This is a genomic window from Streptomyces sp. WZ.A104 (assembly GCF_002382885.1).
In the GTDB taxonomy this organism is placed as follows: domain Bacteria; phylum Actinomycetota; class Actinomycetes; order Streptomycetales; family Streptomycetaceae; genus Streptomyces.
In genome coordinates, this window is record NZ_NWVL01000005.1 from 1 (window position 1) to 26,629 (window position 26,629).

At 71.6% G+C, this 26,629-nt stretch carries 32 protein-coding genes and 2 pseudogenes; 19 read left to right on the plus strand and 15 right to left on the minus strand.

Annotated features, from left to right (window positions below; genetic code table 11):
* On the minus strand, positions 1-784 hold a 784-nt coding region (locus CIB93_RS03575; RefSeq protein ID WP_257001995.1), incomplete at its 3' end, for a UbiA family prenyltransferase.
* Between the two features lie 118 nt (positions 785-902).
* On the opposite strand from CIB93_RS03575, the gene CIB93_RS03580 reads away from it, so the two are divergent.
* The 10 genes from CIB93_RS03580 to CIB93_RS03625 all read left to right on the plus strand — a co-directional run bounded on the left by CIB93_RS03580 (position 903) and on the right by CIB93_RS03625 (position 8,478).
* Positions 903-1,955, plus strand: coding sequence for a type III polyketide synthase (locus CIB93_RS03580; RefSeq protein ID WP_096623974.1), 1,053 nt, complete (start codon positions 903-905; stop codon positions 1,953-1,955).
* Positions 1,956-1,970: 15 nt separating this feature from the next.
* The gene (locus tag CIB93_RS03585; RefSeq protein ID WP_096623976.1) at positions 1,971-2,498 is read left to right on the plus strand and encodes an isoprenylcysteine carboxyl methyltransferase family protein; all 528 of its coding nucleotides are present in this window, start codon (positions 1,971-1,973) and stop codon (positions 2,496-2,498) included.
* Positions 2,495-3,511, plus strand: a complete 1,017-nt coding sequence (locus CIB93_RS03590) for an NAD(P)/FAD-dependent oxidoreductase (RefSeq protein WP_096623978.1) — start codon at positions 2,495-2,497, stop codon at positions 3,509-3,511. Before CIB93_RS03585 ends, CIB93_RS03590 begins: the two co-directional genes overlap by 4 nt.
* Before the next feature lie 156 nt (positions 3,512-3,667).
* A complete protein-coding gene (locus CIB93_RS03595) occupies positions 3,668-5,287 on the plus strand; it encodes an MFS transporter (RefSeq protein ID WP_096623980.1) in 1,620 nt (539 codons plus the stop codon).
* A gap of 3 nt (positions 5,288-5,290) precedes the next feature.
* Positions 5,291-5,746 (plus strand): VOC family protein, encoded by a 456-nt coding sequence (locus CIB93_RS03600; protein ID WP_096623982.1) that lies wholly within the window; start codon positions 5,291-5,293, stop codon positions 5,744-5,746.
* A gap of 96 nt (positions 5,747-5,842) precedes the next feature.
* Positions 5,843-6,241 (plus strand): DUF6221 family protein, encoded by a 399-nt coding sequence (locus tag CIB93_RS03605; RefSeq protein WP_096623984.1) that lies wholly within the window; start codon positions 5,843-5,845, stop codon positions 6,239-6,241.
* Between the two features lie 117 nt (positions 6,242-6,358).
* Positions 6,359-7,228 carry a hypothetical protein gene (locus CIB93_RS03610; RefSeq protein WP_096623986.1) on the plus strand — a complete coding sequence of 290 codons (870 nt, stop codon included), beginning with the start codon at positions 6,359-6,361 and terminating at the stop codon, positions 7,226-7,228.
* A 1-nt stretch (position 7,229) separates the two neighbouring features.
* Positions 7,230-7,670: a hypothetical protein gene (locus tag CIB93_RS03615; protein ID WP_096623988.1), complete on the plus strand. Its 441-nt coding sequence runs from the start codon at positions 7,230-7,232 to the stop codon at positions 7,668-7,670.
* Positions 7,667-7,984: a hypothetical protein gene (locus tag CIB93_RS03620; RefSeq protein ID WP_096623990.1), complete on the plus strand. Its 318-nt coding sequence runs from the start codon at positions 7,667-7,669 to the stop codon at positions 7,982-7,984. Before CIB93_RS03615 ends, CIB93_RS03620 begins: the two co-directional genes overlap by 4 nt.
* A 290-nt stretch (positions 7,985-8,274) precedes the next feature.
* Complete coding sequence (locus CIB93_RS03625) at positions 8,275-8,478, plus strand: cold-shock protein (protein WP_003964323.1); 204 nt, start codon at positions 8,275-8,277, stop codon at positions 8,476-8,478.
* A 107-nt stretch (positions 8,479-8,585) separates the two neighbouring features.
* Here CIB93_RS03625 and CIB93_RS03630 read toward each other — a convergent pair whose 3' ends face one another.
* Positions 8,586-8,831 (minus strand): hypothetical protein, encoded by a 246-nt coding sequence (locus CIB93_RS03630; protein WP_096623992.1) that lies wholly within the window; start codon positions 8,829-8,831, stop codon positions 8,586-8,588.
* Positions 8,832-9,257: 426 nt separating this feature from the next.
* On the opposite strand from CIB93_RS03630, the gene CIB93_RS03635 reads away from it, so the two are divergent.
* The gene (locus CIB93_RS03635) at positions 9,258-9,821 is read left to right on the plus strand and encodes a DJ-1/PfpI/YhbO family deglycase/protease (protein WP_096623994.1); all 564 of its coding nucleotides are present in this window, start codon (positions 9,258-9,260) and stop codon (positions 9,819-9,821) included.
* Positions 9,822-9,829: 8 nt separating this feature from the next.
* Here the strand turns inward: CIB93_RS03635 and bla are convergent, their stop codons facing one another.
* From bla to CIB93_RS03650, 3 genes are all read right to left on the minus strand, one after another.
* Complete coding sequence (gene bla, locus CIB93_RS03640) at positions 9,830-10,777, minus strand: class A beta-lactamase (protein ID WP_096623996.1); 948 nt, start codon at positions 10,775-10,777, stop codon at positions 9,830-9,832.
* A 49-nt stretch (positions 10,778-10,826) separates the two neighbouring features.
* Positions 10,827-10,973: a hypothetical protein gene (locus tag CIB93_RS39520; RefSeq protein ID WP_179499945.1), complete on the minus strand. Its 147-nt coding sequence runs from the start codon at positions 10,971-10,973 to the stop codon at positions 10,827-10,829.
* Between the two features lie 106 nt (positions 10,974-11,079).
* Positions 11,080-12,108 carry a S66 peptidase family protein gene (locus CIB93_RS03650; protein ID WP_096623998.1) on the minus strand — a complete coding sequence of 343 codons (1,029 nt, stop codon included), beginning with the start codon at positions 12,106-12,108 and terminating at the stop codon, positions 11,080-11,082.
* A 284-nt stretch (positions 12,109-12,392) separates the two neighbouring features.
* Here CIB93_RS03650 and CIB93_RS03655 point away from each other — a divergent pair, with 284 nt between their 5' ends.
* The 5 genes from CIB93_RS03655 (at position 12,393) to CIB93_RS03670 (ending at position 14,366) form a co-directional block, all read left to right on the plus strand.
* The gene (locus CIB93_RS03655; RefSeq protein WP_096624000.1) at positions 12,393-12,611 is read left to right on the plus strand and encodes an MbtH family protein; all 219 of its coding nucleotides are present in this window, start codon (positions 12,393-12,395) and stop codon (positions 12,609-12,611) included.
* The gene (locus CIB93_RS37645; RefSeq protein ID WP_179499946.1) at positions 12,608-12,751 is read left to right on the plus strand and encodes a hypothetical protein; all 144 of its coding nucleotides are present in this window, start codon (positions 12,608-12,610) and stop codon (positions 12,749-12,751) included. The genes CIB93_RS03655 and CIB93_RS37645 overlap by 4 nt, the downstream gene beginning before the upstream one ends.
* Before the next feature lie 118 nt (positions 12,752-12,869).
* Positions 12,870-13,436: an FABP family protein gene (locus tag CIB93_RS03660; protein ID WP_096624002.1), complete on the plus strand. Its 567-nt coding sequence runs from the start codon at positions 12,870-12,872 to the stop codon at positions 13,434-13,436.
* A gap of 86 nt (positions 13,437-13,522) precedes the next feature.
* Entirely contained in the window at positions 13,523-13,951 is a 429-nt protein-coding gene (locus CIB93_RS03665; protein ID WP_096624004.1) for a DUF4190 domain-containing protein, read from the plus strand.
* A gap of 28 nt (positions 13,952-13,979) precedes the next feature.
* Positions 13,980-14,366 carry a VOC family protein gene (locus tag CIB93_RS03670; RefSeq protein ID WP_096624006.1) on the plus strand — a complete coding sequence of 129 codons (387 nt, stop codon included), beginning with the start codon at positions 13,980-13,982 and terminating at the stop codon, positions 14,364-14,366.
* Here CIB93_RS03670 and CIB93_RS03675 read toward each other — a convergent pair.
* Positions 14,354-15,240 (minus strand): annotated as a pseudogene (locus CIB93_RS03675) (NAD(P)H-binding protein). The gene CIB93_RS03670 and the pseudogene CIB93_RS03675 overlap by 13 nt on opposite strands.
* A 124-nt stretch (positions 15,241-15,364) precedes the next feature.
* Here CIB93_RS03675 and CIB93_RS03680 point away from each other — a divergent pair.
* A complete protein-coding gene (locus CIB93_RS03680; protein ID WP_096624008.1) occupies positions 15,365-15,958 on the plus strand; it encodes a TetR/AcrR family transcriptional regulator in 594 nt (197 codons plus the stop codon).
* 177 nt (positions 15,959-16,135) lie between these two features.
* Positions 16,136-16,213 carry a 50S ribosomal protein bL37 gene (locus tag CIB93_RS39525; RefSeq protein ID WP_373558710.1) on the plus strand — a complete coding sequence of 26 codons (78 nt, stop codon included), beginning with the start codon at positions 16,136-16,138 and terminating at the stop codon, positions 16,211-16,213.
* A gap of 221 nt (positions 16,214-16,434) precedes the next feature.
* On the opposite strand, the gene CIB93_RS03685 is transcribed toward CIB93_RS39525, so the two are convergent.
* The 9 genes and pseudogenes from CIB93_RS03685 to CIB93_RS03725 all read right to left on the minus strand — a co-directional run bounded on the left by CIB93_RS03685 (position 16,435) and on the right by CIB93_RS03725 (position 24,855).
* A complete protein-coding gene (locus CIB93_RS03685; protein ID WP_096624010.1) occupies positions 16,435-17,373 on the minus strand; it encodes a PfkB family carbohydrate kinase in 939 nt (312 codons plus the stop codon).
* Positions 17,370-18,359 carry a zinc-dependent alcohol dehydrogenase family protein gene (locus tag CIB93_RS03690; protein ID WP_096624012.1) on the minus strand — a complete coding sequence of 330 codons (990 nt, stop codon included), beginning with the start codon at positions 18,357-18,359 and terminating at the stop codon, positions 17,370-17,372. Before CIB93_RS03690 ends, CIB93_RS03685 begins: the two co-directional genes overlap by 4 nt.
* Complete coding sequence (locus tag CIB93_RS03695; RefSeq protein ID WP_096624014.1) at positions 18,356-19,228, minus strand: carbohydrate ABC transporter permease; 873 nt, start codon at positions 19,226-19,228, stop codon at positions 18,356-18,358. The genes CIB93_RS03690 and CIB93_RS03695 overlap by 4 nt, the downstream gene beginning before the upstream one ends.
* Positions 19,225-20,187 (minus strand): carbohydrate ABC transporter permease, encoded by a 963-nt coding sequence (locus tag CIB93_RS03700; protein WP_096624016.1) that lies wholly within the window; start codon positions 20,185-20,187, stop codon positions 19,225-19,227. Before CIB93_RS03700 ends, CIB93_RS03695 begins: the two co-directional genes overlap by 4 nt.
* The gene (locus CIB93_RS03705) at positions 20,184-21,551 is read right to left on the minus strand and encodes a sugar ABC transporter substrate-binding protein (protein WP_096624018.1); all 1,368 of its coding nucleotides are present in this window, start codon (positions 21,549-21,551) and stop codon (positions 20,184-20,186) included. Before CIB93_RS03705 ends, CIB93_RS03700 begins: the two co-directional genes overlap by 4 nt.
* A 140-nt stretch (positions 21,552-21,691) precedes the next feature.
* Positions 21,692-22,453, minus strand: coding sequence for a DeoR/GlpR family DNA-binding transcription regulator (locus tag CIB93_RS03710; protein WP_096624020.1), 762 nt, complete (start codon positions 22,451-22,453; stop codon positions 21,692-21,694).
* Positions 22,454-22,693: 240 nt separating this feature from the next.
* Positions 22,694-23,825 (minus strand): annotated as a pseudogene (locus CIB93_RS39395) (MAB_1171c family putative transporter).
* Positions 23,826-23,848: 23 nt separating this feature from the next.
* Positions 23,849-24,373 carry a hypothetical protein gene (locus CIB93_RS03720; RefSeq protein ID WP_096624022.1) on the minus strand — a complete coding sequence of 175 codons (525 nt, stop codon included), beginning with the start codon at positions 24,371-24,373 and terminating at the stop codon, positions 23,849-23,851.
* Positions 24,374-24,384: 11 nt separating this feature from the next.
* Entirely contained in the window at positions 24,385-24,855 is a 471-nt protein-coding gene (locus CIB93_RS03725; protein ID WP_218839751.1) for a hypothetical protein, read from the minus strand.
* A 183-nt stretch (positions 24,856-25,038) separates the two neighbouring features.
* On the opposite strand from CIB93_RS03725, the gene CIB93_RS03730 reads away from it, so the two are divergent.
* Positions 25,039-26,157, plus strand: a complete 1,119-nt coding sequence (locus CIB93_RS03730) for a ParB/RepB/Spo0J family partition protein (RefSeq protein WP_096624026.1) — start codon at positions 25,039-25,041, stop codon at positions 26,155-26,157.
* The last annotated feature ends 472 nt before the right edge of the window (positions 26,158-26,629 follow it).

Below are 26,629 nucleotides of genomic sequence, written 5' to 3' on the forward strand. Positions count from 1 at the left end.
CCCCGGCCAGGGCGAGCGCGGCCGCGCCTCCGGCATTCGGCGGGCCGGACGGCCCGAGCGCCAGCACGGCCGTGGCCCCCAGCAGCGGCAGCGGCAGCAGCAGCCGGGTTCCCGCGCCGCCCAGCCGGTGCGGCAGCCCCCGGATGCCGGCCGACCGGTCCGCCGCGATGTCCGGGAGCGTGTCGGCCAGATGCGCCGCGAACCCGAGCAGCGCCCCGGCCGTGACCGTCCACCACCGGGGCGAAGGGCCGCCGGGCTGGGCCAGGGCGACCGCCGCGGGCAGGGCGGCGAACCCGGCCACGTACGGCAGCCAGGACAGGGCGGTCGCCTTGAGCCACAGGTTGTAGAGCCAGGCCACCGCGACCGCGGCGAGGTGCACCGTACCGGCGAGGACTCCGCAGGCCAGCGAGAGCGGTACGCACAGGGCGAGCGCGAGCCCCGCCGCCCCCCACACCGCGCGCACCCCGACCGCACCGTCGGCCACCGGCTTCCCCCGGCGCCCCGCGAGGGCGTCGCGCCGGGTGTCGTACGCGTCGTTGCACCACCCCACCGACAACTGACCCGCCAGCACCGCCGCCGCGACCAGCGCCGAACGCGGGCCGCCCAGGCCCGAGCCGAGAGCCAGGGCGAAGGCGATCGCGGTCACGGCGGCCACCGGCCCCGGATGGCAGGCGAGCGCCAGAGCGGCGGCGAGGTCCGTGACACGCCGGACCGGCCGGAGGGTGACCGCCGCCCCGCGCGGCGGCGCTGCGGCGGTGCGCGGGGTCCCGTCCATGGCGTCCATCGGGCGATCGTAGGGACCTGCCGACCCGTCAATGCGACAACCGGGCGGGTCCTTTGCCCCATTTCATCACTTCTTGTGGGCAGGATGGGGCCATGACGTCCCCGAAGCAGGAGCCAGGATGACCCGGATCGCCGCGGTCCACGGGGTCCTGCCGCCCCACCGCCACACCCAGTCCGAGGTCACCGACATGGTGGCCCGCACCTGTCTGCCGCCAGGCGCCGACCGCCGCGTCCTGGACCGGCTCCACAAGAACTCCCGTGTACGCAACCGGCACACCGTGCTCCCCCTGGACGGCTACCGCGAACTGGAGGGATTCGGCGACGCCAACGACGTGTTCATCCGCTCCGCGGTCGACCTCGGGGCGCAGGCAGTACGCGGCGCGCTGTGCTCGGCCGGGCTGCGCCCCACCGACGTCGACCTGCTGATGTTCACCTCCGTCACCGGCATCGCGGCCCCCTCCGTCGACGCCCGGCTCGTGACGCGCCTGGGCATGCGGTCCGACGTCAAACGGCTGCCCGTCTTCGGCCTCGGCTGCGTCGCCGGAGCCGCCGGGGTGGCCCGGTTGCACGACTACCTCCTCGGCCGTCCCGACGACGTCGCCGTGCTGCTCTCGGTCGAGCTCTGCTCCCTCACCTTCCAGCGCCGGGACGCGACCCCCGCCAACCTGGTGGCGACCGCGCTGTTCGGCGACGGGGCGGCCGCCGTTGTCGCCCTCGGACAACGCCGGGCCGTCGCCGGACCCGAGATCGTGGACACCCGCAGCCGGATGTACCCGGACACCGAACACGTCATGGGCTGGGACATCGGCAGCACCGGCTTCACCGTGGTCCTGGACCCGGCGGTGCCCGACGTCGTCCGCCGCTACCTCGCCGACGACGTCAGGGAGTTCCTCGCCGGACACGGCCTCAAGCCCAAGGACATCGCCCACTGGGTCTGTCACCCCGGCGGCCCCAAGGTGCTGGAGACCGTCACGGAGGTCCTCGGCCTGCCCGACGGCGCGCTCGACGTCACCTGGCGCTCGCTCACCGACATCGGCAACCTGTCCTCCGCCTCGGTCCTGCACGTCCTGCGCGACACCATCGAACAGCGCCGGCCGGAGCCCGGCACCCCCGGCCTGCTGCTGGCCATGGGCCCGGGATTCTGCTGCGAACTGGTGCTGCTGCGCTGGTAGAAAGGGAGGGGCAGGATGATCTGGTACACCGCCCTGGTGCTGGCCGTCGCCGCCGAGCGCCTGGCCGAACTCGTCGTGGCCCGCCGCAACACCCGCTGGAGCCTCGCCCGCGGCGGTACGGAATCGGGCCGGGGGCACTACCCGGCGATGGTCGCCCTGCACACCGCGCTCCTGGTCGGCTGCCTCGCGGAGGTCCGGCTGGCCGAACGCCCGTTCCTGCCCGCCATCGGCTGGGCCATGGCCGCCCTCGTCGTGGCCGCAGAGGCGCTGCGCTGGTGGTGCATCCGCACGCTCGGCCCCCGCTGGAACACCCGCGTCATCGTCGTACCCGGCCTGCCCCGCGTCACCGGCGGCCCCTACCGGTGGCTGAGCCACCCCAACTACGTCGCCGTCGCCGCCGAGGGCGTGGCGCTGCCCCTGGTCCACGGTGCCTGGGTGACCGCCCTCGTCTTCACCGTGCTCAACGCCGCCCTGATGACCGTCCGGATCCGCTGCGAGGATGGGGCACTGGCCCGTCTCCCGGCAGCGGACGCCCGGGCATGATCGACGTCCTGGTCGCGGGCGGCGGCCCGGCCGGGCTCGCGGCCGCGATCCGGGCCGCGTCGGCGGGCCTGGAGGCGGTGGTGGTCGAGCCGCGCGCCGCCCCCGTCGACAAGGCGTGCGGCGAGGGAATCATGCCCGGTGGCGTCGCGGCCCTGCGCGGCCTCGGCGTCCGGGTGAACGGCCACGACCTCCGGGGCATCCGGTACACCGACGGCCGGCGCAGCGCGGAGGCGGCGTTCCGGGGCGGCCCCGGCGCGGGCGTACGCCGCACCGAACTCCACGCCGCCCTGCACGAACGGGCCGCCGCCCTCGGCGTGCGCGTCGTCACGGGAAAGGCGGGGGAGATCCGCCAGGACGAGCACACCGTCCGGGCCGCCGGGCTCACCGCCCGCTGGCTCATCGCGGCCGACGGCCTGCACTCGCCGCTGCGCCGAGCCCTGGGCCTGGACCGGCCGGTCCCTGGGCCCGGCCGCTACGGGCTGCGACGCCACTACGCCATCGCCCCCTGGACCGACCACGTCGAGGTGCACTGGTCGCGGCACGGTGAGGCGTACGTGACCCCGGTCGGCGAACGCCTCGTCGGCGTGGCCGTCCTGAGCCGCGACCGCCGCCCCTACGAACGCCACCTGGCCGCCTTCCCGGCCCTCGCCGCCCGGCTGGGGGGCGGCCCCGACGCCACCCCCGTACGCGGGGCAGGTCCGCTGCGGCAACGGGCGCTGGGGCAGCGGGCCGGGCGGGTCCTGCTGGTCGGCGACGCCGCGGGCTACGTCGACGCCCTGACCGGGGAGGGCATCGCCCTCGCGGTGGCCACCGCGAGCGCCGCCGTCGACTGCCTGAGCGCCGGGCGGCCCGAGGACTACCCGCGCCGCTGGGCCGGGGTCACGCGACGGTACCGGCTGCTGACCCTCGCCCTGCTGAGCGCCGCAGGGCATCCGTCCTCGGGCCGGCTGATCGTCGCGGCCGCCCACCGGGCCCCCGCCGTCTTCCGCGCGGCGGTCCGCGCGCTCCAGTGAAACGACCCCGCGGGAGCGCCCGGTGATCGATTGGCGGGGCCCGGGGTTCCGTCATAACGTCGGTCGGGTGAACGCCCGCGGTCACCGTTCACCGGACCGGCGGAGACCGGACGCCCCACGCGGCGCACTGCCTCGGCACGAGAGACGGACCCCACCATGACGGGCTCCCACGCGACACCCGCGCACCCGGCCAAGAACTCCGAACGGCACCGGGGCGGCGCGATGGCGCTGCTGGTCATCGCCTCGTGCCAGCTGATGGTGGTGCTCGACATCACCATCGTCAACATCGCGCTTCCGCACATGCAGAAGTCCCTGGGGTTCTCCACCGAGAACCTCTCCTGGGTGATCAACGCCTACACGCTGACCTTCGGCGGGCTGCTGCTGCTCGGCGGACGCCTCGGCGACATCCTCGGCCGCCGCCGGGTCTTCGTCTTCGGCGTGCTCCTCTTCGTCTTCGCCTCGCTGCTCGGCGGACTGTCCCAGGAGTCCTGGCAGTTGCTGGCGGCCCGATCGCTCCAGGGCGTCGGCGGCGCGATCGCCTCGCCCACCGCCCTGTCGCTGATCACCACCACCTTCCGCGAGGGCCCCGAACGCAACCGGGCGTTCGGGGTGTTCGCCGCCGTGTCGGCGGGCGGCAGCGCGATCGGGCTGCTGGCGGGCGGGCTCCTCGTGGAGTGGCTCGACTGGCGCTGGGTCCTGTTCGTCAACGTCCCCATCGGCCTGCTGATCGCGCTGGCCACCCCCCGCTACATCGCCGAGTCCGAACGCCGTCCCGGCCACTTCGACGTCGCGGGCGCCCTCACCTCCACGGTGGGCATGGTGCTGCTCGTCTACGGCTTCATCCGCGCGTCCGAGGACGGCTGGAGCGACGCCCTGACCCTCGGGTCGTTCGCCGCCGCCGTGGTGCTCCTGACCGGGTTCATCGCCATCGAACGCGGCTCCAGACAGCCCATCACCCCCCTGTGGATGTTCCGCGACCGCAACCGTGCCGGGGTCTACGGCATGATGCTCAGCCTGGCCGCGGCCATGTTCGGGATGTTCTTCTTCCTGACCCTCTTCGTGCAGAACGTCCTCGACTTCAGCCCGCTGCGGGCCGGACTCGCGTTCCTGCCGGTGAGCGCCATCATCGCGGTCGGCGCGGGACTCGCCTCCCAGCTGCTGCCCAGGTGGGGGCCCAAACCCTTCATGGTGGCCGGTGCGCTGTTCGCCGCGACCGGCCTCGGCTGGCTCACCCTGACCGACGTCCACAGCTCCTACCTCGGCTCCATCCTCGGGCCGATGCTCGTCTTCGGATTCGGCATGGGCATGCAGTTCGTGTCGTTGACCCTGATGGCCGTCTCCGGTGTCGCCCCGAAGGAGGCGGGCGCCGCATCCGGCATCCTCAACGCCACCCAGCAGGTCGGCGGATCCCTCGGCCTGTCGATCCTGGTGACGATGTTCGGCACGGCCAGCCGCAACGAAGCCACCGAGCAGGTGCCCGAATTCCTCCAGGAGGCCACCCCGGCCCAGCTGCTGGAGTTCCGCAGAACCGGTGAACTGCCACCGCCCTGGGCCGACCAGGTCCTGACCTCGGGGGTGTCCAGCGCCTTCGTCGTCGCGGCCTGCTTCGCCGTGTTCGCCGCCCTGATCGCTCTGCTGGTCATCCAGGTGCGGCCCGCGGACCTGGCCCGCCTGCAGGGCGGCGCGACCCCGCTCGCCGGTGAGGAGACCGTCGACAGCGGGCAGGATGAACCCCGGGCCGACCCGGACACCGACCGCCCCGCGAAAGGGAGCTGAACCATGGACTGGACCCTCGAAGTGATCGTCCTTCCCGTCACCGACATCGACCGGGCCCGGGACTTCTACCGGGACAAACTGGGCTTCCACCTCGACATCGACGCCGAAGTGATGGCGGGCGCCCGGGTCGTGCAGCTGACCCCGCCCGGCTCCGGCTGCTCGATCGCCCTCACCGACGGCCTGCCCAACCCGACGGGAACCCCGAAGCCGGGCACGTACCACGGCCTCCAGCTCTGCGTCACCGACATCGACGCCGCCCACGCCGAGCTCGTCGGCCGGGGTGTCGAGGTGTCCGAGCCCCAGCGGTACACCGACGAGGACGGCGCGACCTTCATGTACTTCACCGACCCGGACGGCAACGGCTGGGCGGTGCAGGAATACCGCCGCCGCAAGACCGAGCCGCTGCACCGGCTCCTCACCGACCTGGCCGCGCGGAGCACGGGCGACACGGCGGGGTGAACCGGCCGGAGTCGGATCGTGCCCCGCCCGGCCCATCCATCAGAATGCTCCCCGTATCGAGTGCGGAGATCCAACAGCGCAAGGGAGCAGCATTCAATGGGCGGCAACGCAGACATGGTGGCCTTCGTCCGGGCGCGGCTCGCCGACGAGGAACAGGTCGCCCGGGCCGCCGGCGGGGACCGATGGCGGTGCCCGGCCGATGTGCCGGGCGAGGTCCACGACCGCACCGGCGGGGTGGCGTTCACCGTGCGGGGCCGCGGGTTCGACCAGCACATCGCCTTCCAGGACCCGGCGCGCTCCCTGGAGCGCATCGAGACCCACCGGGTCCTGCTGGGTGAGTACGTCGAGGTCGCCGACCTCGACACCGACCGCCCCGCGCAGGACTTCCCCTCCGGCCGCGCGGTGGGCCTCGGCTTCGCCGTACGCCAACTGGCCGCCGAGTACGCCGGACACCCCGACTACCAGGCGCGCTGGCTGCCCCGCTTCATCCAGTAGCGGCCCCCGGGGGGCGGGAGACTCTCCGCCGGACCATGATTCCGGGAAGTCCGCCTGCACGGAGTGCAGTTGATCGATAGCATCTCCCCATCGGCCGACACCGGGGGAGTTGCGCGCGTGCCCGACGTCTGGGAGAACACTCGATCGCGGTGGGAGAGCGTCCGGCACGCCGTCGAAGGCGGCGGTCCGGCCCCCGGGCCGGAAGCGGCGACCCTCCACGGCAGGATCGGACTCTCCGTCAATCCCGTCGCCATCACCGGCGAGGCGGGGGCGGGCAAGACCGTCCTGTACGACGCCCTGACACAGTCGATCCGCAGCGGCGACAGCGACAGCGCCCGCAGCCCCGACATCGAGAAGCACGCCACCGTCCTGCGCTCCGGCAGCCGGCGCACCCGGGCAGCCGTCACCGTCATCCCGGGCCAGCTCTCCGCCCAGCGCGAACGCGCCCTGACCGACACGATGCGCGGGGACGCCTCCCCGCACGGCATCGTCCACGTCGTCTGCTGGGGACACAACAGGATCTGGCAGCGGGGCGCCCAGCGCGACGTCCACGAGGCGATCGCCGCCCAGGGCGGCCCCGTCGACCAGGAAGCCGTACGGAACTGGCACCGGCGCAAGGAGGCGGCGGACTTCCGGCTGCTCGTCGACGCGATCATCGACGGGCAACTGGCCCAACGGCTGCGGTGGCTGATCGTCGCCGTGTCCAAGAGCGATCTGTACTGGGACCGCCTCGGCGAGGCACGCGACCACTACATCCCCGGCGGCTCCCGCCGGGAGTCCTCGTTCGCCGCCCTGATGCGGGACCTGCAGAACGAGACGTCGCTGCGCCTGTCCGTCCTCCCCATGGCCTCCCGCCTCATCCGGCACCAGTTCCTGCCGGGACTGCCCGCGCAGACCTCACAGCTGGACGATGCGCAGATCGGCGCGCTGCGCACCCACTTCGGCCAGGAACTCCAGGCGTTCATCACGCAGCGGAACGGGGGCTGACATGGCCGCGATCGACAGCGGAGCGGCGTTCCTTCGGACACTGGCGGCCGCGGAACGACGGCTGGCCGCCGTCCAGGCGCTCAGCGCGCGGCGACGGCGGGTCCGTCGGCCCCGGATCGCCGCGGCCTCCCTCGCCGCGCTGATCCCGGCGGTGTTGCTGCTCGCCGCCGCGGCGGGCGACGGCCCCGGCGGTGCGGCAGTGGCGGTGGGTCTGGCCGTGGCGGCGCTCGCGCTCGCCGCGTACATCGCCCTCGGCCTCATGATCGAGCGGCCACTCGGCCGACGTATGGCGCAGGAGGAGCACACCATGATCGAGGAGGTGAACCGGATGCGGGAGCTGTTCACCCATATCGCCGAGCGGGAGCGGTGGGAGGCACGACTGACCCGGTCGGTCCGGGAGCGCCTCTCCTGCTTCCCCGTCGAAGGAGGGTCCCTGCGGTGATCCGACGCCTGGCGGTCGTCTTCGGACTGGTGGCCTTCCCCGCCGCCCTGTTCACCTCGGCCGGATACGTCCTGGCCACCCGGGACCAGGGCCCCTACCAGCGGGTGTTCGAGGACCAGTGGGACGCCATCGCGGCCGGGTTCGCCGTCACGGCCTGCGGGGCACTCGTGGTGGCGTACGGCGCCCGGCTCTGCTTCAGCGTGCTCGGCGGCTTCCAGCCGGACAACGTACGCCGGGGAGCGCTGGCCCTGCTGGGCGGTGCGCTCGTCTGCGGAGTGGGTCTCCTGCTGCTGTGGCGGCTGCTGGAGGTCTGAAGAGGCGCGCGGCGACACCTGCGGAATCTCTCCGTCCGGGTCGCCGACGGCCCCTGAACGGAACGTGATCGGAAGACTACGGAGCGGTTACTGTGACACTGATCGTCAGCAAAATGGCGTTGCTCTCTGGTGAGGAGTGATCCCGCCGTGTAGCGTCGCCGACAGATGTCGTGGTTCGCAGTACCTGCCCGCGCCTGGCGCGGGCGTTTTGCTGTGCAGTGCCTGAGAACCAGGGCGATCACCTCCGGGTCCGCGCGGTGCGGATCCGTTTACTGCTGAGAGGTACAGGCATGGCCAGCGGAACCGTCAAGTGGTTCAACTCGGAAAAGGGCTTCGGCTTCATCGCGCAGGACGGCGGCGGCCCCGACGTCTTCGCGCACTACTCGAACATCAACTCCACCGGCTTCCGTGAGCTCCAGGAAGGCCAGGCGGTGACCTTCGACATCACCCAGGGCCAGAAGGGCCCGCAGGCGGAGAACATCACCACCGCCTGATCCGGGTTGACCGACTCTCGGGCCCCGAAGCGCACGCACCGCGCTCCGGGGCCCGAGGGCGTTCCCGGGCCCTGCGGCCCGCCCTGCCTCGGCTCCGGCCCGGACTCCTAGTCCGGTGACTCGTCCGGAGTCGGATCCTCGGGGTGCGCGCCGGCGTTGCGCGGGGTGTCCGGGCCGGAGCCCGCCTCGTCCGGATCGGGCTCGCCGCTCTCGCGGGCCACCCGCTCGGGCACCGGTATGTCGAGCGAGTCCTCGTCCTCCCCGGTCTGCTGGTCCGGCAGGTCCGCCGGTATGGGGGGCGGGCTGCCGGAAGCCCCGTTGTGGGCGGCGCCTTCGGGCCTGCGGTCGGTCATGAGAGCTTCCTTCCGTGCTGACCCCGGTGGGACCGGGGACGACTGGTCCGCCCTGCTGGGTACCCCTTGCCGCGCGGAGCACTCCTCCCGGATCCGGCCTCCGGCCGAAGGTGCGGGGTGCCGACGGCTCGGCCGTATCGGGAGCCCCGGCCCATCGGCCCGGACCGCACGCGCGGTGCGACGGTGTGACCCGCCCGGGTGCGGGTACCCGGTGCGTGGCTCCACCTCCACAGTAGGGCCCGACCGCGGAAGGGGAGGCGCAGAGGATGGTCCACTTCGACGCGCGCCTCTCGTACCGCTGCGCCACAGTGGAGATCAGGATCGCGGACGTCTGACCGGGCCCGGCCGGCATGGTGCTGCCGGCCACGCTCGTACGGGGCGCAGAGGGAACAGAAGCGTCGGAAGACCGGAAGAGAGGAGCAGTCCATGTCCACCACCGATCTCGGCGACCGCCGGATCCTGGTCATCGTCACCAACTACGGGGTCGAGCAGGACGAACTCGTCGTCCCCGTCCGGCACCTGCGCGACCGAGGCGCCCAGGTCGGCGTGGCGGCGGTCTCCGGCGACGAGATCCGCACCCTCGTCGGCGACCGCGATCCCGGCGAGAGTGTGCGGCCCGACCTCACGCTCGCCGACGTCGACCCCGCCGCGTACGACCTCCTGCTGGTACCTGGCGGCACGCTGAACGCCGACTCGCTGCGCCTGGAGGACGCCACCACCCGGATCGTCAGCTCGTTCGCCGCATCCGGCAGGCCGGTGGCCGCGATCTGCCACGGCCCGTGGGCGCTCGTGGAGGGCGGCTATGTCAGAGGTAAGACGCTGACCTCGTACGCCTCCCTGCGCACCGACATCACCAACGCGGGCGGCACCTGGGTCGACAAGTCGGTCGTCCGCGACGACGCCTCCGGCTGGCCGCTGATCACCTCGCGGAACCCCGGTGACCTGGAGGACTTCCTCGGCGAGATCGACGCCGTGCTCACCGGGGCCTGACCCACCTGTCAGGGAGTGTCCTGCCCGGTCAGCGCGCCGACGGCGACGGACGCCGCCTTCGCGATCAGCGTGTTGTCGAAGGCGGCTTTCGCGTCCTTCCGGTTGGACAGCACCGCCAGCACGAGCGGGGCGGCGTCTGGCGGCCACACCACGGCGATGTCGTTGCGCGTCCCGTACGAACCGCCCGCCCCGGTCTTGTCGCCGACGGTCCACCCCTTCGGGGCCCCGGCCCGGATCAGCTCGTCGCCGGTGGTGTTGGTCCGCAGCCACTGGGTGAGCCGGGCCCGCTCGGGCCTGCCGAGGACATCGCCCAGGACGAACGCGCGCAGATCCTCGGCCAGGGCCCGGGGCGTGCTGGTGTCGCGTGTCGCGCCCGGGCTCCACTCGTTGAGCTCCGTCTCGCGCCGCTCCATTCGCGTCACGTCGTCCCCGAGCCCCGCCAGCACCGTCTGGAGCCCCCGGGGCCCGCCGAGCGCGTCGAACAGCAGGTTCCCGGCCGTGTTGTCGCTGTAGCGGACGGCGGCGTCGCACAGGTCGCCCAGGCTCATTCCGGTGGCCACATGCTTCTCGGTGACAGGGGAGTAGTCGACGAGATCCTCGCGGCGGTACGTCACGACGTGCTCCAGCCCGCTCAGCCCGTGCTTGTGCAGCACCGCCCCCGCCGCCAGCGCCTTGAACGTTGAGGTGTAAGGGAACCGCTCCCCATCACGATGGGCGACCGTACGTCCGCTCCCGGTGTCCACGGCGTACACGCCGAGCCGGGCCGTGTACTCCTTCTCCAGCGCCGCGAACGCGCGGGTCGGGTCCTTTGCCGCCGACGGCGATCCCGCCGCCTTCCCGGGGGACGCCGAAGCGCTGTCCGGGCCCCCGCAGGCGACGAGCGGTACGGAAACCAGCGCGCCGCCCATCATGCGGAGTACGGAACGTCGGGTGTGGGGGTTGGGCAGTCGGCTCATCCCGCCATGCTAGGCAGCCCGGGGACGGACCATCACGTACCTGATCGAATCAGGCCACGTACGGGTGCGCGGCGACTGCGAGGGCGAGCCCGTCGCCTGCGTGCCGCCGGACCCCGCCGACGCGGTCCTGGAAGCGGTGCGCGACCGCCCGTTGGGCAAGGAGGCGGTACGGATCGGCAGCTGTGTCGAGGACCATTCCGGCAGGGTCGTGGCCCCACCGGGCTCGGCGGGAAACGGGTGGCCGACGTGCCGTTGGGCGAGCGACTGCCGCGCGTCTGCTGACAGGGAGGGCTTCCCGCCGCTCAGTCCAGCGTCTGCGTGATCTCACTGTGCGTCGCGGTGTGCACGACCCGGGCGCGCGCGCCGTTGACGAGCGGCATGTACGGGGGCACGTGCCCGCACTCGACGTCGGCGAGGATCGGCACGTTCAGCGGACCGAGCGCGTCGAGCACCGCCTCGTGCTGACCGAGCGACGGTGTGCCCGGCGCCGAGGTCCGGCCGACCAGCACCGCCCGCGCCGTGTCGAAGAATCCGGCCATTCGCATCCCGTGCAGGTAGCGGCAGATGGCGAGCGCGTCCTCGCCCGCCGCTTCCACGTACACGAGGAGGCCGTCCGGGGCGTGCGCCCGGGCGAAGGAGGAGGAGTCGAGATACGGGGTCCCCGTGAGGTTGCACAGCATTTCGGTGCAGCCACCGATGAGCCGTCCTTCCGCGTCCACGTCCCCGTCGCCGTCCAGCCGGGTCCACCGCCCCGGGGTGTCGAGCGTGAGCGTACGGGCGTCGGGGTGCTCCGCCCAGTCGTCCCAGCCCGAGGCCCGGTGTCGTTCCGGCGGGATCTGGGTGAACCGGTGGCCCGGCGGGGCGGCGACGATGTCGAACCAGGACACCAGCCCCTCCGGCACCCGGTAGGGGGTGTCCATGAGGTTGTTCCCGTGCACGGTCGCCACCCCGGTGAGCAGGGTCAGCGGTGTCATCACGGTAGACATGTCCGAGTAGCCCACCAGCCAGGTCGGCTCAGCCGCCCGCACGGCGTCCCAGTCGATCAGCGGCAGCAGGTCGAGCGCGGTCTCCCCGCCCCACGGCGGCACCACGGCCCGGATCGCGGGATTCGTCAACATCTCCGTCAACTCGGCCGCCCGGTCGGCCGCGGGCGCGCTGACATGCCCCGAACCGTCCATGCAACGGCCGGTCACGACCTCGTACCCCCGTGCCTCCACATCGCGCACCGCCACGGCGAGCCGCTCGCGCAGCTCCTTGGGCACTCCGCTGGAAGGGGAGGTGATTCCGATGCGGTCACCGGGGTGCAGGGGGCGCGGGTATCGAACTGACATGCGCTGGATTCTGGCACAACACCCCGCACGGGCGGCGGGACACCGGGTGCCGTCGGGCTCCGGGCCCGGACCGGTGTGGCGGATGGGGAAGCCGCCACGGGCGGCCGGAGCGTGGTCCAGGAGTCCCAGCGCGACAACCTGCTTCCGGTCGGTGTCACCACGGCCGTGCCGGCGGTGTGCGACGGAAGGGAGTTGTGAGATTCGGTGGGTCAACCGAGAAAGAGACGGGTAGGATCGCTGACATCCAAGTAAAGAGAGCCTTGCCTAAGTTGACGGAGGATGCGGTGGCCAACCCGTTCGAGGACGAGAACGGCACCTATCTGGTGCTCGTCAACGACGAGGGACAGCACTCCTTGTGGCCCGCCTTCGCCGAGGTGCCCGCCGGGTGGACCGTGGCTCACCCCGAGGACACCCGCCAGGCCTGCTTGGACTACGTGGAGCGGAACTGGACCGACCTGCGGCCCAAGAGCCTGATAGAGAGCACGGCGGCCGATCCCGCGTGAGCACATCCCCCAAGCTGCCCGACCTGGTCGCCAGATGGGGCTTCCTCGCCGGAGCCGGAGCCGGAGTGGCGGGCGCGGCAGCGGCTCTCTGTGTCGGCCTCGCCGATGGAGCCGGGCGTTCACCGCTGTCGCTGCCCTGACCGTCGTCGGAGGGTGCAGATCTCCCCGCTCCGGCCTCGCCCGGCTGCTGGACCTCCTCTCAGGCCCGCACGACCGATGACACCGCCCCGCACCGACCGCCCCAGGAGCGCACACCCCATGCACCACCCCCTCCGCCCCGCCCGCGAAGTCCCGTTCCCCGACGCCCTCGGCCCCCACGAGTCACCGGCCCCGCACCCCCTGCTCGCCCCGGTCGCCGGTTACCTCGGGACCTGGTCCGGTACCGGCCGCGGCGGATACCCGACGCTCGACGAGGGGTTCACGTACGCCCAGGAAGTGACGTTCAGCCATGACGGGCGGCCCTTCCTCGCGTACGAGGCGCGGGCCTGGCTGCTGGGCCCCGACGGGCAGCCCGTGCGGCCGTCCGCCAGGGAGACCGGATGGTGGCGGCTCCAGCCCGACGGGCGGGTGGAGGCGCTGATCACCCAGCCCACCGGCATCGCGGAGATCTCGGTCGGTCAGGTTCACGACGGTACGGTCGACCTCGCCACCCATCACGTGGGGCTCGCCCCCACCGCCAAGACGGTCGAGGCCACCCGGCGTCGCTACACCTTGACGGACGGGAACACCCTCGCCTTCGTCCACGAGCTCGCGGCCGTCGGACAGCCGCTCCAGCACCACCTGTCGGCAGAGCTTCGCCGGGCGGCGCCCGGACAAGGCCTTTAGTTGCCCGAGCGTGACCAAGAGGGCGCATAGGGGACGGTTCTTCGGGCATATGCTCGGATGACCAGGAGAACAGGAGCCCTCACCCGATGTCCCTTCCCTCTTACCCGGACCCCTCGTACACGGGCCCGCCCGCAGCCGGGCGGGAACCCTACGGCAGTCACGGGCCCGCCCCGACGAACGGCTTCGCGGTCGCCGCCCTCGTCCTCGGCCTCAGCGCCTGTGTGTTCTTCTGGACCGTGGTCGGCGGGGTTCTCCTCGGGCTGCTCGCCATCGTCTTCGGGATCATCGCAGCGCTCCGCACCCGTCAGGGCCGGGCCCCGCGCCGGGTGATGGCCATAGTCGGCGCCTCGTTCGGGGCACTCGGTCTCATCGGTTCCGCGGTCCTCCTCGTGTGGGTGGTCAACCTGGTCGACTCCGAGGAGTTCAGGAACTTCGAACGGTGCATGGACCGCGCGGTCGGCCAGACGGCGCAGGACCGCTGCACCGAGGACTTCCTCGACGAGCTGACCAACTGACGGACCGCGCACGGCGTACGCTCGGGGCATGGTGCACGTACTGGGCAGCAGGATCCTGCTCCACCCCACCGACCCCGAGCGTTCGCGTGCCTTCTACGGCGAGGCTCTGGGCCTCGCCGTCTACCGCGAGTTCGGCACCGGCCCCGAGCGCGGCACGGTCTACTTCCTGGGCGGCGGATTCCTGGAGGTCTCCGGGCGCGGGGAGGATCCGCCCTCGTCCTCCGTGCAGATCTGGCTCCAGGTCGACGACGCCGGGGCCGCCCACGAGGAGTTGCGGGCCAAGGGCGTCGACGTGCTGCGTCCGCCGCGGCGGGAGCCCTGGGGGCTGATCGAGATGTGGATCGCCGACCCCGACGGGGTGCGGATCGCCGTGGTCGAGGTCCCGGAGGACCATCCGCTGCGCTACCGGGCCTGAGCGCCCGGACGGCTGTCCGCCGCGCCCGCCGTCCTGCCCAACTCCCGTGCCGCGAAGCCGTCGAAGTCTCCCGGTGGCCGGCCCGTGAGCCGTAGCACGGTGTCCGTGACCCGGTCCTCGGCTCCACCGGCGATGGCGCGGTCCATTCCGGCGAGCATCTCCGCGAACAGGACGGGTGTCCCGGAGGCGGCGAGCCGGTCGCGCATGTTCTCGTACGTCAGGTGCTCATGGCGGACGTTCCGCCCGGTGGCCCGGCCGACCGCAGAGGCGACCTCGTCGTAACTCAGCGGCCGGGGACCGGTGAGGACCAGGTCGGTGTCGGGTGCCCGCTCGTCGGTCAGGGCGTGCACGGCGACCGCGGCGATGTCCTCCGCGGCCACGAAGCCGACCCGTCCCTCGCCCGCCGCGGTCCGGATGACGCCTGCCTCCCGGATGCTCAGGGCATGCGTGTGGTCACCCGTGAAGTTCTGCATGAACCAGGACGGCCGCAGCACCGCCCACTCCTCGAAGAGGCTGGGCAGCGCCCGGTGGACACGGCCGGTCGCGGGCCCGCCCACCGGGATCGCGGAGGAGCTGAGCAGCACCGCACGGCGAACCCCGGCATCGCGGGCCCGCTCCAGGAAGGGCGGCATCACCTCGGCCGGGTCCGGTTGGCCGGTCGGCGGCACCAGATAGACCCGGTCCGCCCCGGTCAGCGTCTCGCCGTGGCTGGAGGGGTCCTCCCAGTCGAAGCGGACCGCCTCGGCGCCGGGTGCCGGACGGGGGGCGCGGGAGGCGGCCCGCGCACGGTGCCCGGCTGCGGCGAGGCCGGCGACGACACGGCTGCCGGTGGTGCGGTCGCGCCGATGACGAGGGTTGCGGCGGAGGTCTGCATCGGCTGCTCCCGGTGAAGTCGTTCGACGGCCCCGCAGGTTCCGTCACCTAGAATGTGGACCGTCGGTCCGTTTCAGTGGCGACGATACGGATCGTGGGTCCGTTTTGTAATCGGAGGAGACCCCATGACCGCCCGCACGCCTCGCAAGGACGCCGCCCGCAACCGTGCGGCCGTCCTCGCGGCGGCCGATGATCTCTTCGCCCGCTGCGAGAGCCCCGCCGCCGTCACCATGGCCGATATCGCGGCGGCGGCCGGTGTCGGCAAGGCGACCCTCTTCCGCGGTTTCGGTGACCGCACCGGGTTGATCCGTGCCCTGTTCGAAGCGCGCCTCGAACCGATCCGGGCCGCCGTCGAGTCCGGCCCGCCGCCACTGGGCCCCGCGGCCCCGCCGCTGCGTCGCGTACCCGCCCTGCTGGACGCCGTCCTGTGCTTCAAGCTCGACAACCGGCACCTCGCCCTCGCTCTGGAGGACACCGGCGGAGACAGCCCGTACCGCACAGAGCACTACGAGAGCTGGCACCGCACCCTCCAGGGCCTGCTGGACCGGATCGAGGGCTTCACCGGCAGCGCCTACGCCGCACATGCCCTGCTGGCGGCCACACGCGCCGATCTCGTCGAGCACCTGGTCGTCCAGCAGGGCATGGGCCGTGAGGAACTGCGTGCGAACCTGGCCGACTACGCCGCCACGGTCCTCGCATCCCGCCATTCCCCGGGCTGAGCGGCTGCCCCCGTCGCCTCCCCCGGGTCACCGCCCGGACTTGTGTGCGCCGTGTCGCCGGTTGCACCCGCACCGGGTGTTTGCCACGGTGTCCCTCGGCAGGTGGCACAGTGATCGCCGGGGTTCATCGCCCCGCACACCGTCCGCACGGAACGCAGAGCAGAGAAGGAGGGTTCGATGTCCTCGAAGCGACGTCGGAAGAAGAAGGCCCGCCGCAAGAACGGCGCCAACCACGGCAAGCGCCCTCAGTGCTGATCGGCCGTAACTGAGCCAAGCGCCCCGCCCGGGGTCCGGCACCGTTGGGTGCCGGACCCCGGGCGGTGTGCTGTCCGCTCGCCGAACGCCGTAGCGGTCCGCCGGACACACCGCGGCCCCACCCCGCGGGGGAGCCGGGTGGGGCCGCGGTGGTTTCCGTGGACCGGGGGAGGGCCTTCGGGAACTCGGGTCCCGATGTTGATGCCCGGTGTGCGGGTCCCTCACACCGCAAGCGGGGCCGTGGGTTCCGTGCCCGCCCGGGCGCAGACCGACGCGGCGGTTCCGGCCGAGTACTCCAGCATCGCCCGCATTTCCTCGGCGGACAGGTCGGTCCGCCACCCCGCCTCCGCCCCGAGCCAGGACAGCATCCCCGCCATGAACGCGTCGCCCGCGCCGATCGTGTTGACCACCCGCACCGGCAGGGCCGGGACGGAGACCGCCGGTGCGCCGTGAGCGTACGCGACGGCCCCGCGCGGGCCCCGGGTCAGCACGACCAGCCGCTCCTGTGCGGCCAGCCTGCGGCAGCTGGCCTCCGGCTCCGCGTCCGGCCACAGGCGTACCAGGTCCTCGTCGCTCGCCTTGACGACGCGGGCGAGGCCGCACAGCTCGCGCAGCCGCAGGAGGCTCCGTACGGGGTCGAGGGTGCGGTCCTCGCGGACATTCGGGTCCACCGCCAGCAGTCCGTCGCCGGCGGCCGCCCGCGCGGTGGCGGCGACGGCCCGGGCCGCGGGCTCCACGACCGCGGCGAGCCCGCCCACGTACACCGCGCCGAAGCGGGACGCCTCCGTGCTGCGGTCCGGCAGCTGGAAGGTCGCCGTGTCCCGCAGGTGGAAGCGGTAGCTGTTCCCACCGCGGCCCGGGTCCGCGACCGCGAGCGCCGTGGGCAGCGCCGGGCGGGCGCTCAGCGAGAGATCCACGCCCGCCCCGCCCAGCCACGCCTCGATGGTGCCCGCGAAGGCGTCGTTGCCGATCCCGCCCACGAAGGACGGCCGCCCGCCGAGCCGGGCGAGGCCCACCGCGACATTGGCGGGCGCGCCACCCGGCTGGGCTGCCCGGACCCCGGGATCTCCGTCCACCGGGACCAGATCCACCAGCGCCTCACCGACCACGAGCACGGAGCCGGGGACCGGCGCGGTGGCGGGAGTCTGGGGGCCCGTCACGGCTCCACCACGGTCTTGCGGCCGATGCCCGCCCCGAAACGCTCGACCGCCTGCGGATACCGCTCCAGCGGCAGTCGGTCGCTGATGAACACCGACGCGTCCAGCACCCCGCTCGCGAACAGCGCGGCGGCCCGCTCGAAACTGTGCAGTACCGCCATCGAACCGGTGATGGTGATCTCCTGGTTGTAGATCCGGTACGGCTCGATCACCGCCGTCGTCGCGTAGTCGGCGACCCCGAACTGGAGGAACGTACCGCCCTTGGCGACCCGCCCGAGCCCGTCCTGGATGGCCCCCGCGTTGCCCGTGGCGTCGATCACCACGTCCCAGCCGCGCGGGCGGTCCAGCTCCTCGGCGCGGGCGGCCGAAGCGCTGCACCCCAGGAGCGACGCCGTGGCCAGCCGCTGGGCGTTGACGTCCAGCACGTCCACCGACGCCGCGCCGGTGCGCTTGGCCAGCTCCAGCATCATCAGGCCCATGGTGCCCGAGCCGTAGATCAGCACCTCCGCACCCAGGTTGCCCCGGAGCACGTCATAACCCCGCACCGCGCACGACAGCGGCTCGATCAGCGCCGCGTCCCGCACGTCGACATGCTCGGGCAGCCGTACGCAGTTGGCGACGGGCGCCACCGCGAACTCGGCCGCGCCGCCCGGCACGGTGACACCGATCGCCGCCCAGTCGTCGCAGAGATTCCCCCGCCCCGAACGGCAGTATCGGCACTCGTGGCAGTGCAGCGAGGGGTCCACGGCCACCCGGTCGCCGACGGACAACTCCGTGACGTCAGCGCCGAGGCCGACGACCTCCCCGGCGAACTCATGACCGGGCACGATCGGCAGAGTCGGGGCGAACTCGCCCTGGAGAATGTGCAGATCGGTGCCGCACAGTCCGCACGACGCCACCTTGACGACCACGTCGCGGGGGCCCGGCGCGGGGTCCGGGACGGTGGTCACGGAGACCTTGCCGGGGGCTTCGACGATGGCTGCCCTCATTTGACTGCTCCCAGGGAGAGGCCCTGGACGAGTTTGTCCTGGGCGGCGTAACCGGCGACCAGCACCGGCAGGGACACGACCACCGACGCCGCGCACAGCTGGGCGAGGAAGAGGCCCTGGCTGGTGACGAAGGTGGTCAGATGGACGGGTGCGGTCCCGGCGACGACACCGGTCAGCACCCGCGCGAACAACAGCTCGTTCCAGCTGAAGATGAAACAGATCAGGGCGGTCGCCGCGATGCCCGGCCCGGCGACCGGGGCGACGACCCGGCGCAGCACCGTGGGCAGCCGGGCCCCGTCGACCTGCGCGGCCTCGATGATGGAGACGGGCACGTCCGCGAGGAAGGACTGCATCATCCACACCGCGATCGGCAGGTTCATCGAGGTGTAGAGCAGAACGAGCAGCCAGATGTTGTCCAGCAGCCCGGTGTTCTTCGCGAACAGATACACCGGCAGCAGCCCGGCGACCACCGGCAGCATCTTCGTGGACAGGAAGAAGAACATCACGTCAGTCCACTTGCGCACCCGCCGGATGGACAGTGCGTACGCGGCGGGCAGTGCGAGGAGCAGCACCAGCACGGTCGAGAAGAACGAGGCCGCCAGCGAGTTGACCAGCGGGGGCCACGGCGTCGGACCGCCTCCGCCGCCGAAGAACGTACGGTAGCCGTCGAGCGTCAACGCGGCCGCCAGGGAAGGCGGGTTGGTCGCCGCGTCGGCCTCCGCGTGGAAGGACGTCAGCACCATCCACAGGGCGGGCAGACAGAAGCCGACACCCACCACCCAGGCGGCCGCACCGAGCGCAGCGGAGCGCCGACGGGCCCTGCGGGACAGGGTGTTGGCGGAACGGGGACTCGCGGTCGAGGCGCTCATGCGCGGCTCGCCTCCTCACGGAAGAGCGACGAGACCACCCGGAGCGCGAAGGTGGCGATGATGATCGTGCCGACCACCACGACCACACCCGCCGCGGACGCCAGCCCGTACTCATGGGCCCGGTAGAAGGTCTCGTAGACGGTGTACGGCAGGTTTGCGGTGCCCAGACCGCCGGAGGTGATCGTGAACACCGCGTCGAAGTTCTGCACGATGTACACCGACCCCAGCAGGATGCCCAGTTCGAGGTAGCGGCGCAGATGCGGCAGGGTCAGATACTGGAAGGTCTGCCAGGGTCCGGCCCCGTCCAGCCGTGCGGCCTCCATGATCTCGGCGGGCCGGCTCTGGAGTCCGGCGAGCAGGATCAGCATCATGAACGGCGTCCACTGCCACACGAGTGCCGCCTCGATCGCGATCAGCGGCATCTGGGACGTCCACTCCGGCTGCGCGACGCTCTCGATGCCGAACAGGTCGCCGAACCAGGTGAGCGCCCCGTTGAACAGCCCGTATTCGGGGTTGTAGAGCGCGTGTTTCCACAGCAGAGCGGCGGAGACCGGCACCAGCAGGAACGGGGTGATCAGCAGCGTACGGACGAACCCCCGGCCGAAGAAGGTGCGGTCCAGCAGCAGGGCGAACGCCAGCCCCAGAACGACGCTGACGAGCACCACGGACGCGGTGAGGACGACGGTCGTCACCACGGACTCGCGCAGGGACTCGTCGGTGAAGACGGAGGCGTAGTTGGACAACCCGGTGAAGTGGCGCTTCTCCGGCTTGAGGGAGTTCCAGTCGAACAGGGATATCACCAGCGTGGCCACGAAGGGCAGTTGGGTGACGGCGATGAGGAAGACGAGGGCGGGCAGCAGCGGGGCACGGGTGGCCCAGGCGCGCCTGCGGCCGCTGCCGCCGGGCTTCCTCGCCGGGGCGGGAGGCGCTGGTGTCTCTCTGGTGGCGGTGGCTGTCATCGGTACTCCTCGGCGACCTTCTCGGCCAGCTTCTGGGAGGCGGCGAGCGCGGCGTCCACCGACTGGCGGCCCGCGATGGCCGCACTGATCTCCTGCGCCACCTTGGTGCCCAGATCGGTGAACTCGGGTACGCCGACGAACTGGATGCCCGCCGTGGGGCGGGGTTGGGTCCCGGGGTTCCACGGGTCGGCCTCGGAGATGGCCCGCTCGGTGACATCGGCGAACGCGCCCGCCTCCGCCCGGTAGTCGGGGTGGGCGTAGGTGGAAGCCCTTTTGCCGGCGGGCACGTTGGACCAGCCGCTGGTCGAGCCGACCAGCTCCTCGTACTCCTTGCTCGACGCCCAGGACACGAACTTCCAGGCGTCGTCCGACTTCTTGGACGCCTTCTGCAGACCCCACGCCCAGGTGTAGAGCCACCCGGAGCTCTCGGTCCGCTCGACGGGGGCGGGGACGTAACCGATCTTCCCCTTCACCGGGGAGCCCTTGGCCTCCAGCGAACCGGCGCCCGCCGTGGCGTCGTACCACATGGCGGTCTTGCCCTGGGTCATGTTGTTGAGGCACTCGGCATACCCGGACTGCGGGGCGCCGAGCTCGCCGTGCTTGCGTACCAGGTCGACATAGAACTTCGTCGCCTTCCTGAACTCCGGTGCGGTGAGCCGCGGTTCCCAGTCCTTCGTGAACCAGGTGCCGCCCATCGTGTTGACCACCGTGGTGAGCGGGGCGATCACCTCGCCCCAGCCGGGCAGCCCGCGCAGACAGATGCCCTTCATCCCGCGCTCCGCACCGTCCGTCCGCGCGGCGAGGTCCGCCACCTGCTGCCAGGTGGGCTTCGGGGGCATGGTGAGCCCCAGCTTCTCGAAGACGTCCCTGCGGTACATCAGGAAGGACGACTCACCGTAGAACGGCTGCGCGTAGAGCTTGCCGTCCTCGGCGGTCAGCGATTCCCGCAGCGGTTCCAGGATGTCCTCCTGATCGAAGGCGGCGTCGGCGTCCGCGTAGTCGTCCAAGGGGTGCAGCCAGCCGTTCTTCGCGAAGAACGGCAGCTCGAAGTTGCTGATGGTGGCGATGTCGTACTGACCGGCCTGGTTGGAGAAGTCCTGACTGATCTTGTCCCGTACGTCGTTCTCGGGCAGGACCGTGAAGTGGACCTTGATTCCGGTCCTCCTCGTGAAGTGCTTCGCCGTGAGCTTCTGCAACTCGACCATCTGCGGGTTGTTCACCATCAGGACGTTCAGCGCGTCTCCGCCCCCGAAGGAGGTCCCGCCCGCCCCGGCACAGCCGGTGGCGAGCAGGGCGAGGGCGGCCGTCGCGGCGCAGGCCCGACCGCGCAGCGGTGGTCGACGGCGGCGGCGTGGGTGGGGCATGGGGGACTCCTGATCAGTCGTAGCGGCTCGGTGATCGGGTCAGTTGCGGGCATGGCGGACCAGGCCCCGGCGGACGGGGGGCGAGCGGTGCCCAACGGGCAGGGGTGCGGAGACGGGGGCGGTGCGCGCAGCCGTACCGGTCAGACGCGGATGACCTGGGGGCCGAGGAGGGAGTAGCGCTGCGCCTCGGCCGAGGGGAGTCCCGCGTCGGTGACGATCGCTTCAAAATCTCCGACACCGGCGAACCGGCAGAAGCTCACCGCCCCGAACTTGCTGTGGATCCCGGCGAAGACCCGCCGCCGGGAACTGCGCAGGGCCTGCGCCTTGACCTCGGCGACGGCGGGGTCCGGGGTGGTCAGGCCGTACTCGCGGGAGATGCCGTTGGCCCCGAGGAACGCCAGGTCGATGACGAAGTCCGCGAGCATCCGGCTGGCCCAGTGATCGACCGTCGCCATGGTCGAACCGCGTACCCGGCCGCCCAGCAGGAGCACCGCCGTCTTCTCCGCCCCGGCCAGCGCGGTCGCGACGGCCAGCGAGGCGGTGACCACGGTCAGCGGCCGGTCCTTCGGCAGTGCCTCGGCGACGAGCTGCGGGGTGAAGCCCTCGTCGACGAAGACCGTCTCGGCGTCGCCGAGCAGATCCGCGGCGGCCGCCGCGATCCGTGACTTCTGCGGAACATTACGGGTGGTGCGGACAGCGAGCGTGGTCTCGAAGCCCGCCGACTCCACGGGATAGGCGCCCCCGTGGGTACGGCGGACGAGGCCGTGCTCCTCCAACACGTGCAGATCCCGGCGGACGGTCTCCTTGGCCACCTTGAACAGGTCCGCGAGGGCGTTCACTCCGACCGACCCGTCCCGTCGCGCCGTGTCCAGAATTCCCCGACGGCGTTCTTCGGTGTCCACGGCGCACTTCCCTGATCGCTGCTGGGCCCGGTCGGGCGGAGCCCGCTGTCCGTTCGGGCTCATGTGTCGTTTCTACAAGCACTTCCCCTGCTTCTACCAGCCGCTTCACTGAATCCCCTGGGCCCGTTCGTGTCCGTTTCCCCGGGTGCACCGGTGCTGGTCACGCCCACGGCGAGGGCAGGTCCGGCAGCCCGGCGTGCCCGCTTCCCGCCGACCGGCGCCCGAATCCTGACCGAAGGCTCAGCGGCAGGGCACGGGCGCTCCACGGCCGAGCGTGGTGAGCGCGGCGAACGAGGTGGAAACGGCGATGAGCTCGTGGGCCTCGGCGTCCATGTCGTTGCCCGACGGGGAGGCGACGCGCACGGCCGGATGCGTCGTGTCCGGGTCCTCGACGAGCGGTTTCCGGGCCAGCGCCGCACGGATGTGCAGGGCGAGCTGATCGGGCCCGCAGCGGGCGAGGTCGGTGCCGGGCGCCACGCGGACAAGGTGGGGACTCAACCGGACCAGCCCGTCGCGGCATTCGATGAGGCGGCGGTAGAAGCGTGCGTGGGTGTGGCGCAGCCGCAGTCGGCCCCACCGGGACGTGGGTGGCTCCCGGTTGAGGACGACGTCCGGGTACGCCGTGACCAGCGCCGTCCACAGGGGAGTGAGCTGGTGGTGCATCCGCCGGTGGCGCGCGACCGAACGCAGGTGGGTCACCAGCTGCACTCCGGCGGAGAGGGTGATGCCGATGAGCACGGCCCCCAGGGCCACATCGGTGAGGGCTCGGTTGACCGTGTCGAGCACCGGGTGAGACGGCCCGCACGATCACCCAGAGAACCCGCACGGCCGAGGTGACCGCCAAGCCGAAGAGCCCGATCGACATGGTCCGCAGGCTGGGGGCCAGGGAACGGGACGCCAGGCGCGTGTAGCGCAGCGCCCAGCGGCCCGAGGTGAGGTGCGCGTAGAAGAAGTAGGCGTTGCCGATGAGGTAGAAGGAGGCGATGGCCGGCTCGGCCATGTGCGGGGTGGAGAGCGTATGGCCCCGCAGGGCGGGCGGGGTGGCGAGCATGGTGACGACCAGAGCCCCCAGGACCGCGGCCAGCAGGCCGGTGTGCAGACGGACGTGGCGTCGGTGAAGGGAGGGGGCGTCACTGGTCGAGGCGGTGAAGAAGAGTACGAGAACGCCCAGGCCGCACATGTAGACCCAGTTGAAGGCGATCTTGCCGACGCCGACGGCCGTCAACTCGTCCACCCGGCCGCTGACTTCCTCGAATCCCAGGAGGTCGCCCACCGTGAGCAGGAACAGCGAGGCGACGAGCAGACGCAGGACTCGGTCGTGCGGGGCGCGGACGAGATCGATGGTTTTCCACGCGAAGCCGATGACCAGCATGACGGTCACCGGCACATGGAGGATCACCTCCACCCCCAGCGCGAACCCAGCGCGGAACGCAGCGGATCGAGGGACGGGTCCTCGCAGCCGCGCGCCGTGGTGTGGTCAATGACGACGGCCCACTCCTGGATGATGGTCGCGACCAGCTCCGCCTCGCGTTCGTAGTCCTCGGAGTAGGAGGTGCGGTGGAGCCTCCGGGTGATCAGACCGCGGGGGTGATCGGTGCCGCTCATCCCCAGAACCTCCTCCTCCGCGCGCGCGTCGGCCTCGTGATCGGCGAGGATGTGGCCGACCTCATGGAGGATGATGTGGTCCTGGTGTACCCGGGTCGTCTCCTTCTGGTAAAAAATGTGTTCCTCGTCCGTGCGGGATATCCACACGCCGAAGGGGCCGGGAGCGGGCAGCTCCCAGGGGATCAGCCGGATGGGCTTTCCGCGGTTCAGGCCGAGCCGGTGGCACAGTTCGTCCACGCGGAGCGGTGGCCGGATGTCGAGTTGGCGCAACAGACGTTTGCAGTAGCGGCGGAGCTCGCGCTCGCGTATGGCCACGACGTCCTTCCTCAGTGCTGGGCGCCGGGGTCGGCGGGGGCGTCCTGATCGAAGGTCTCGATCATCTTGAGCAGCTGTTCCCGCATCGTAGGCGTCATCGCGCCCGCCCTCATGGCGATCATCCGGACCTGCCGGCTGGCCAACTGCTCGCGGAGCAGTTCGTCTTCGGGATCTCTGCCCGCCACCAGCGACTGGATCGTGATCGGAGCGGCCCCCGGCTCACGGTGGTCGTCGAAGAACTTCACCAGGCCGTCGAGGACGCCCAGCGTCGGGTTCGTGTGTGAGCCGTTGCGCAGCATCGCGAGGTAGCTCCTCGACAACGTCGCTGGGTGGGACGGATCGGCGGTCACCGCCTTGGCCACCTCGGCCGTCGAATACTCCCGTTGCCTCCCATGGGCGTCGCGCCATCGCACCATGGCGAACAACGCGTTCAACCGCTCGGCCAACGACTGGCCGCGACACTGCTCCCTACCTGCTGACAAGGTTCACGCTCCCCGGTCGGATCGCCCGACGTTCCTGCTCGTCCTGCTCGTCCCGCTGTCCGTGCGTTGTACGGAGAGTAGCCAACACCGCTGGCTGGGTGGAGACTTGGGTGATAATATCTTGGACACTTCGCTTACTTCATTGACATCCGCCCGGGCAGGAGCGCGCTAAGAGGAGCAACGATGTCCGATGGGTTGGCCGACGTCGTCGAAGACAGTGAGTACGGGCGCGGCACGGAGCTGGTATCCGTCGACGCCCTGCATGTCTCGGGTCGTCCACGTGTCGCGGCGGAGGACACTCGGCACACCCGGGCCCTCGCCGATTCGGACGTCCCGCTGCCGCCCATCGTCGTCCACCGGCCCACGATGCGTGTCGTGGACGGCTTCCACCGTCTGCGGGCCACGGTGCTGCGGGGAGAAGAACGTATCCGCGTCAGCTTCGTCGAGGGCACGCTCGACGAGGCCTTCGTCCTGGCCGTAAGGGTCAACACACGGCAGGGGATGCCTCTTTCGCACGCCGACCGGACGGCGGCAGCCGCCCGCCTCGTCGAGAGCCACCCCCAGTGGTCCGACCGCCGCATCGCCGAGATCGCCTGCCTGTCGCCCACCACCGTGGCCGCGCTGCGGAGCCGTTCAACCGGCCGTCGTGGGCAGTTGAACGCACGGGCGGGCCGCGATGGACGGGTCCGCCCGCTCGACGCCGACGCCGCGCGGGGGCGTCGGCGCGCGGCGCTATTCATCGGTGCCAGGCCCGAGGCATCCCTGCGCGAGGTGGCGGCCGTGGCCGGTGTCGCGGTCGCCACGGCCAGAGACGTACGGGCCAGGCTGCGGGCCGGTGAGAGTCCGCTGCCCCCGAAGCTGCGGGCCGCCGAACGGGAGGGCGTCCCCGATGACGGTGCGGCGGCCCCGGCGTCCGCTCGCGGTGCGGAGGAGGCGCCCGCTCGCGGTACGGAGGAAGCGTTCGCTTGCGGTACGGAGGAGCGGTCGCCGACCGCCGCCGGTCCGTCGCCGACGGGGGGCGGCAGATGTGTGGTGCAGATGCCGCAGCGCTTCGCGCACCCGGCCGTCCCCAATCTGCGCAAGGACCCCTCGCTGCGCTTCACCGAGGCCGGTCGCACGCTGCTGAGGCTGTGGAGTGCGCACTCGATGGACGCCCAACGATGGCGGTGGCTGGCCGGAGGTGTGCCCGCCCACCGGCTTGGCGATGCCGTCTGGGCCGCACAACAGTGCGCCGACCAGTGGCGTCGCTTCGCCAGAGACCTCGAAATCCGAGCGGCGGAAGGCCGTGACCGGACCGGCTGACACCTGAAATTAATGTCGCCCGTGCATAGGGGGCGTCGTAAACACGCAGTGGATGAGACGGACTTCACGGCGAGCGGTCTTGAAGAGTGCCGAAGTGACTCGTGTACGTTGAAGTAATTGTCGGCGTGCTGCTTCCCGGCTTTGTGGTGGTAATGGAGCCCGGTGTGCGTCGTGGGATTGCTGAAGGGATGCTGGGATGCCTCATTGCATGGCGTGCACAGTTCCGGTAGTTCCTCGGGTCTGCGAGGCTGGGTACACGCGAGGCGGTCCGTCCTCGCGATGTTTGCCGGTTTTCGGCGGCCGGTGAGCCGCACACCAGAAGAAGGGTGCCGGCCAGGCCCGCTGTCGTGCCCGCCGGTCCTGTACTTTGCCCGAAGTGCTTCCCTTCCGCGGTGGGCATCGGGAATTCTCGATGCTGTTGCCCGCGCCCGTGTGCCGACACCTTGGTACGTATCGCCAGTTATGGGGGAAA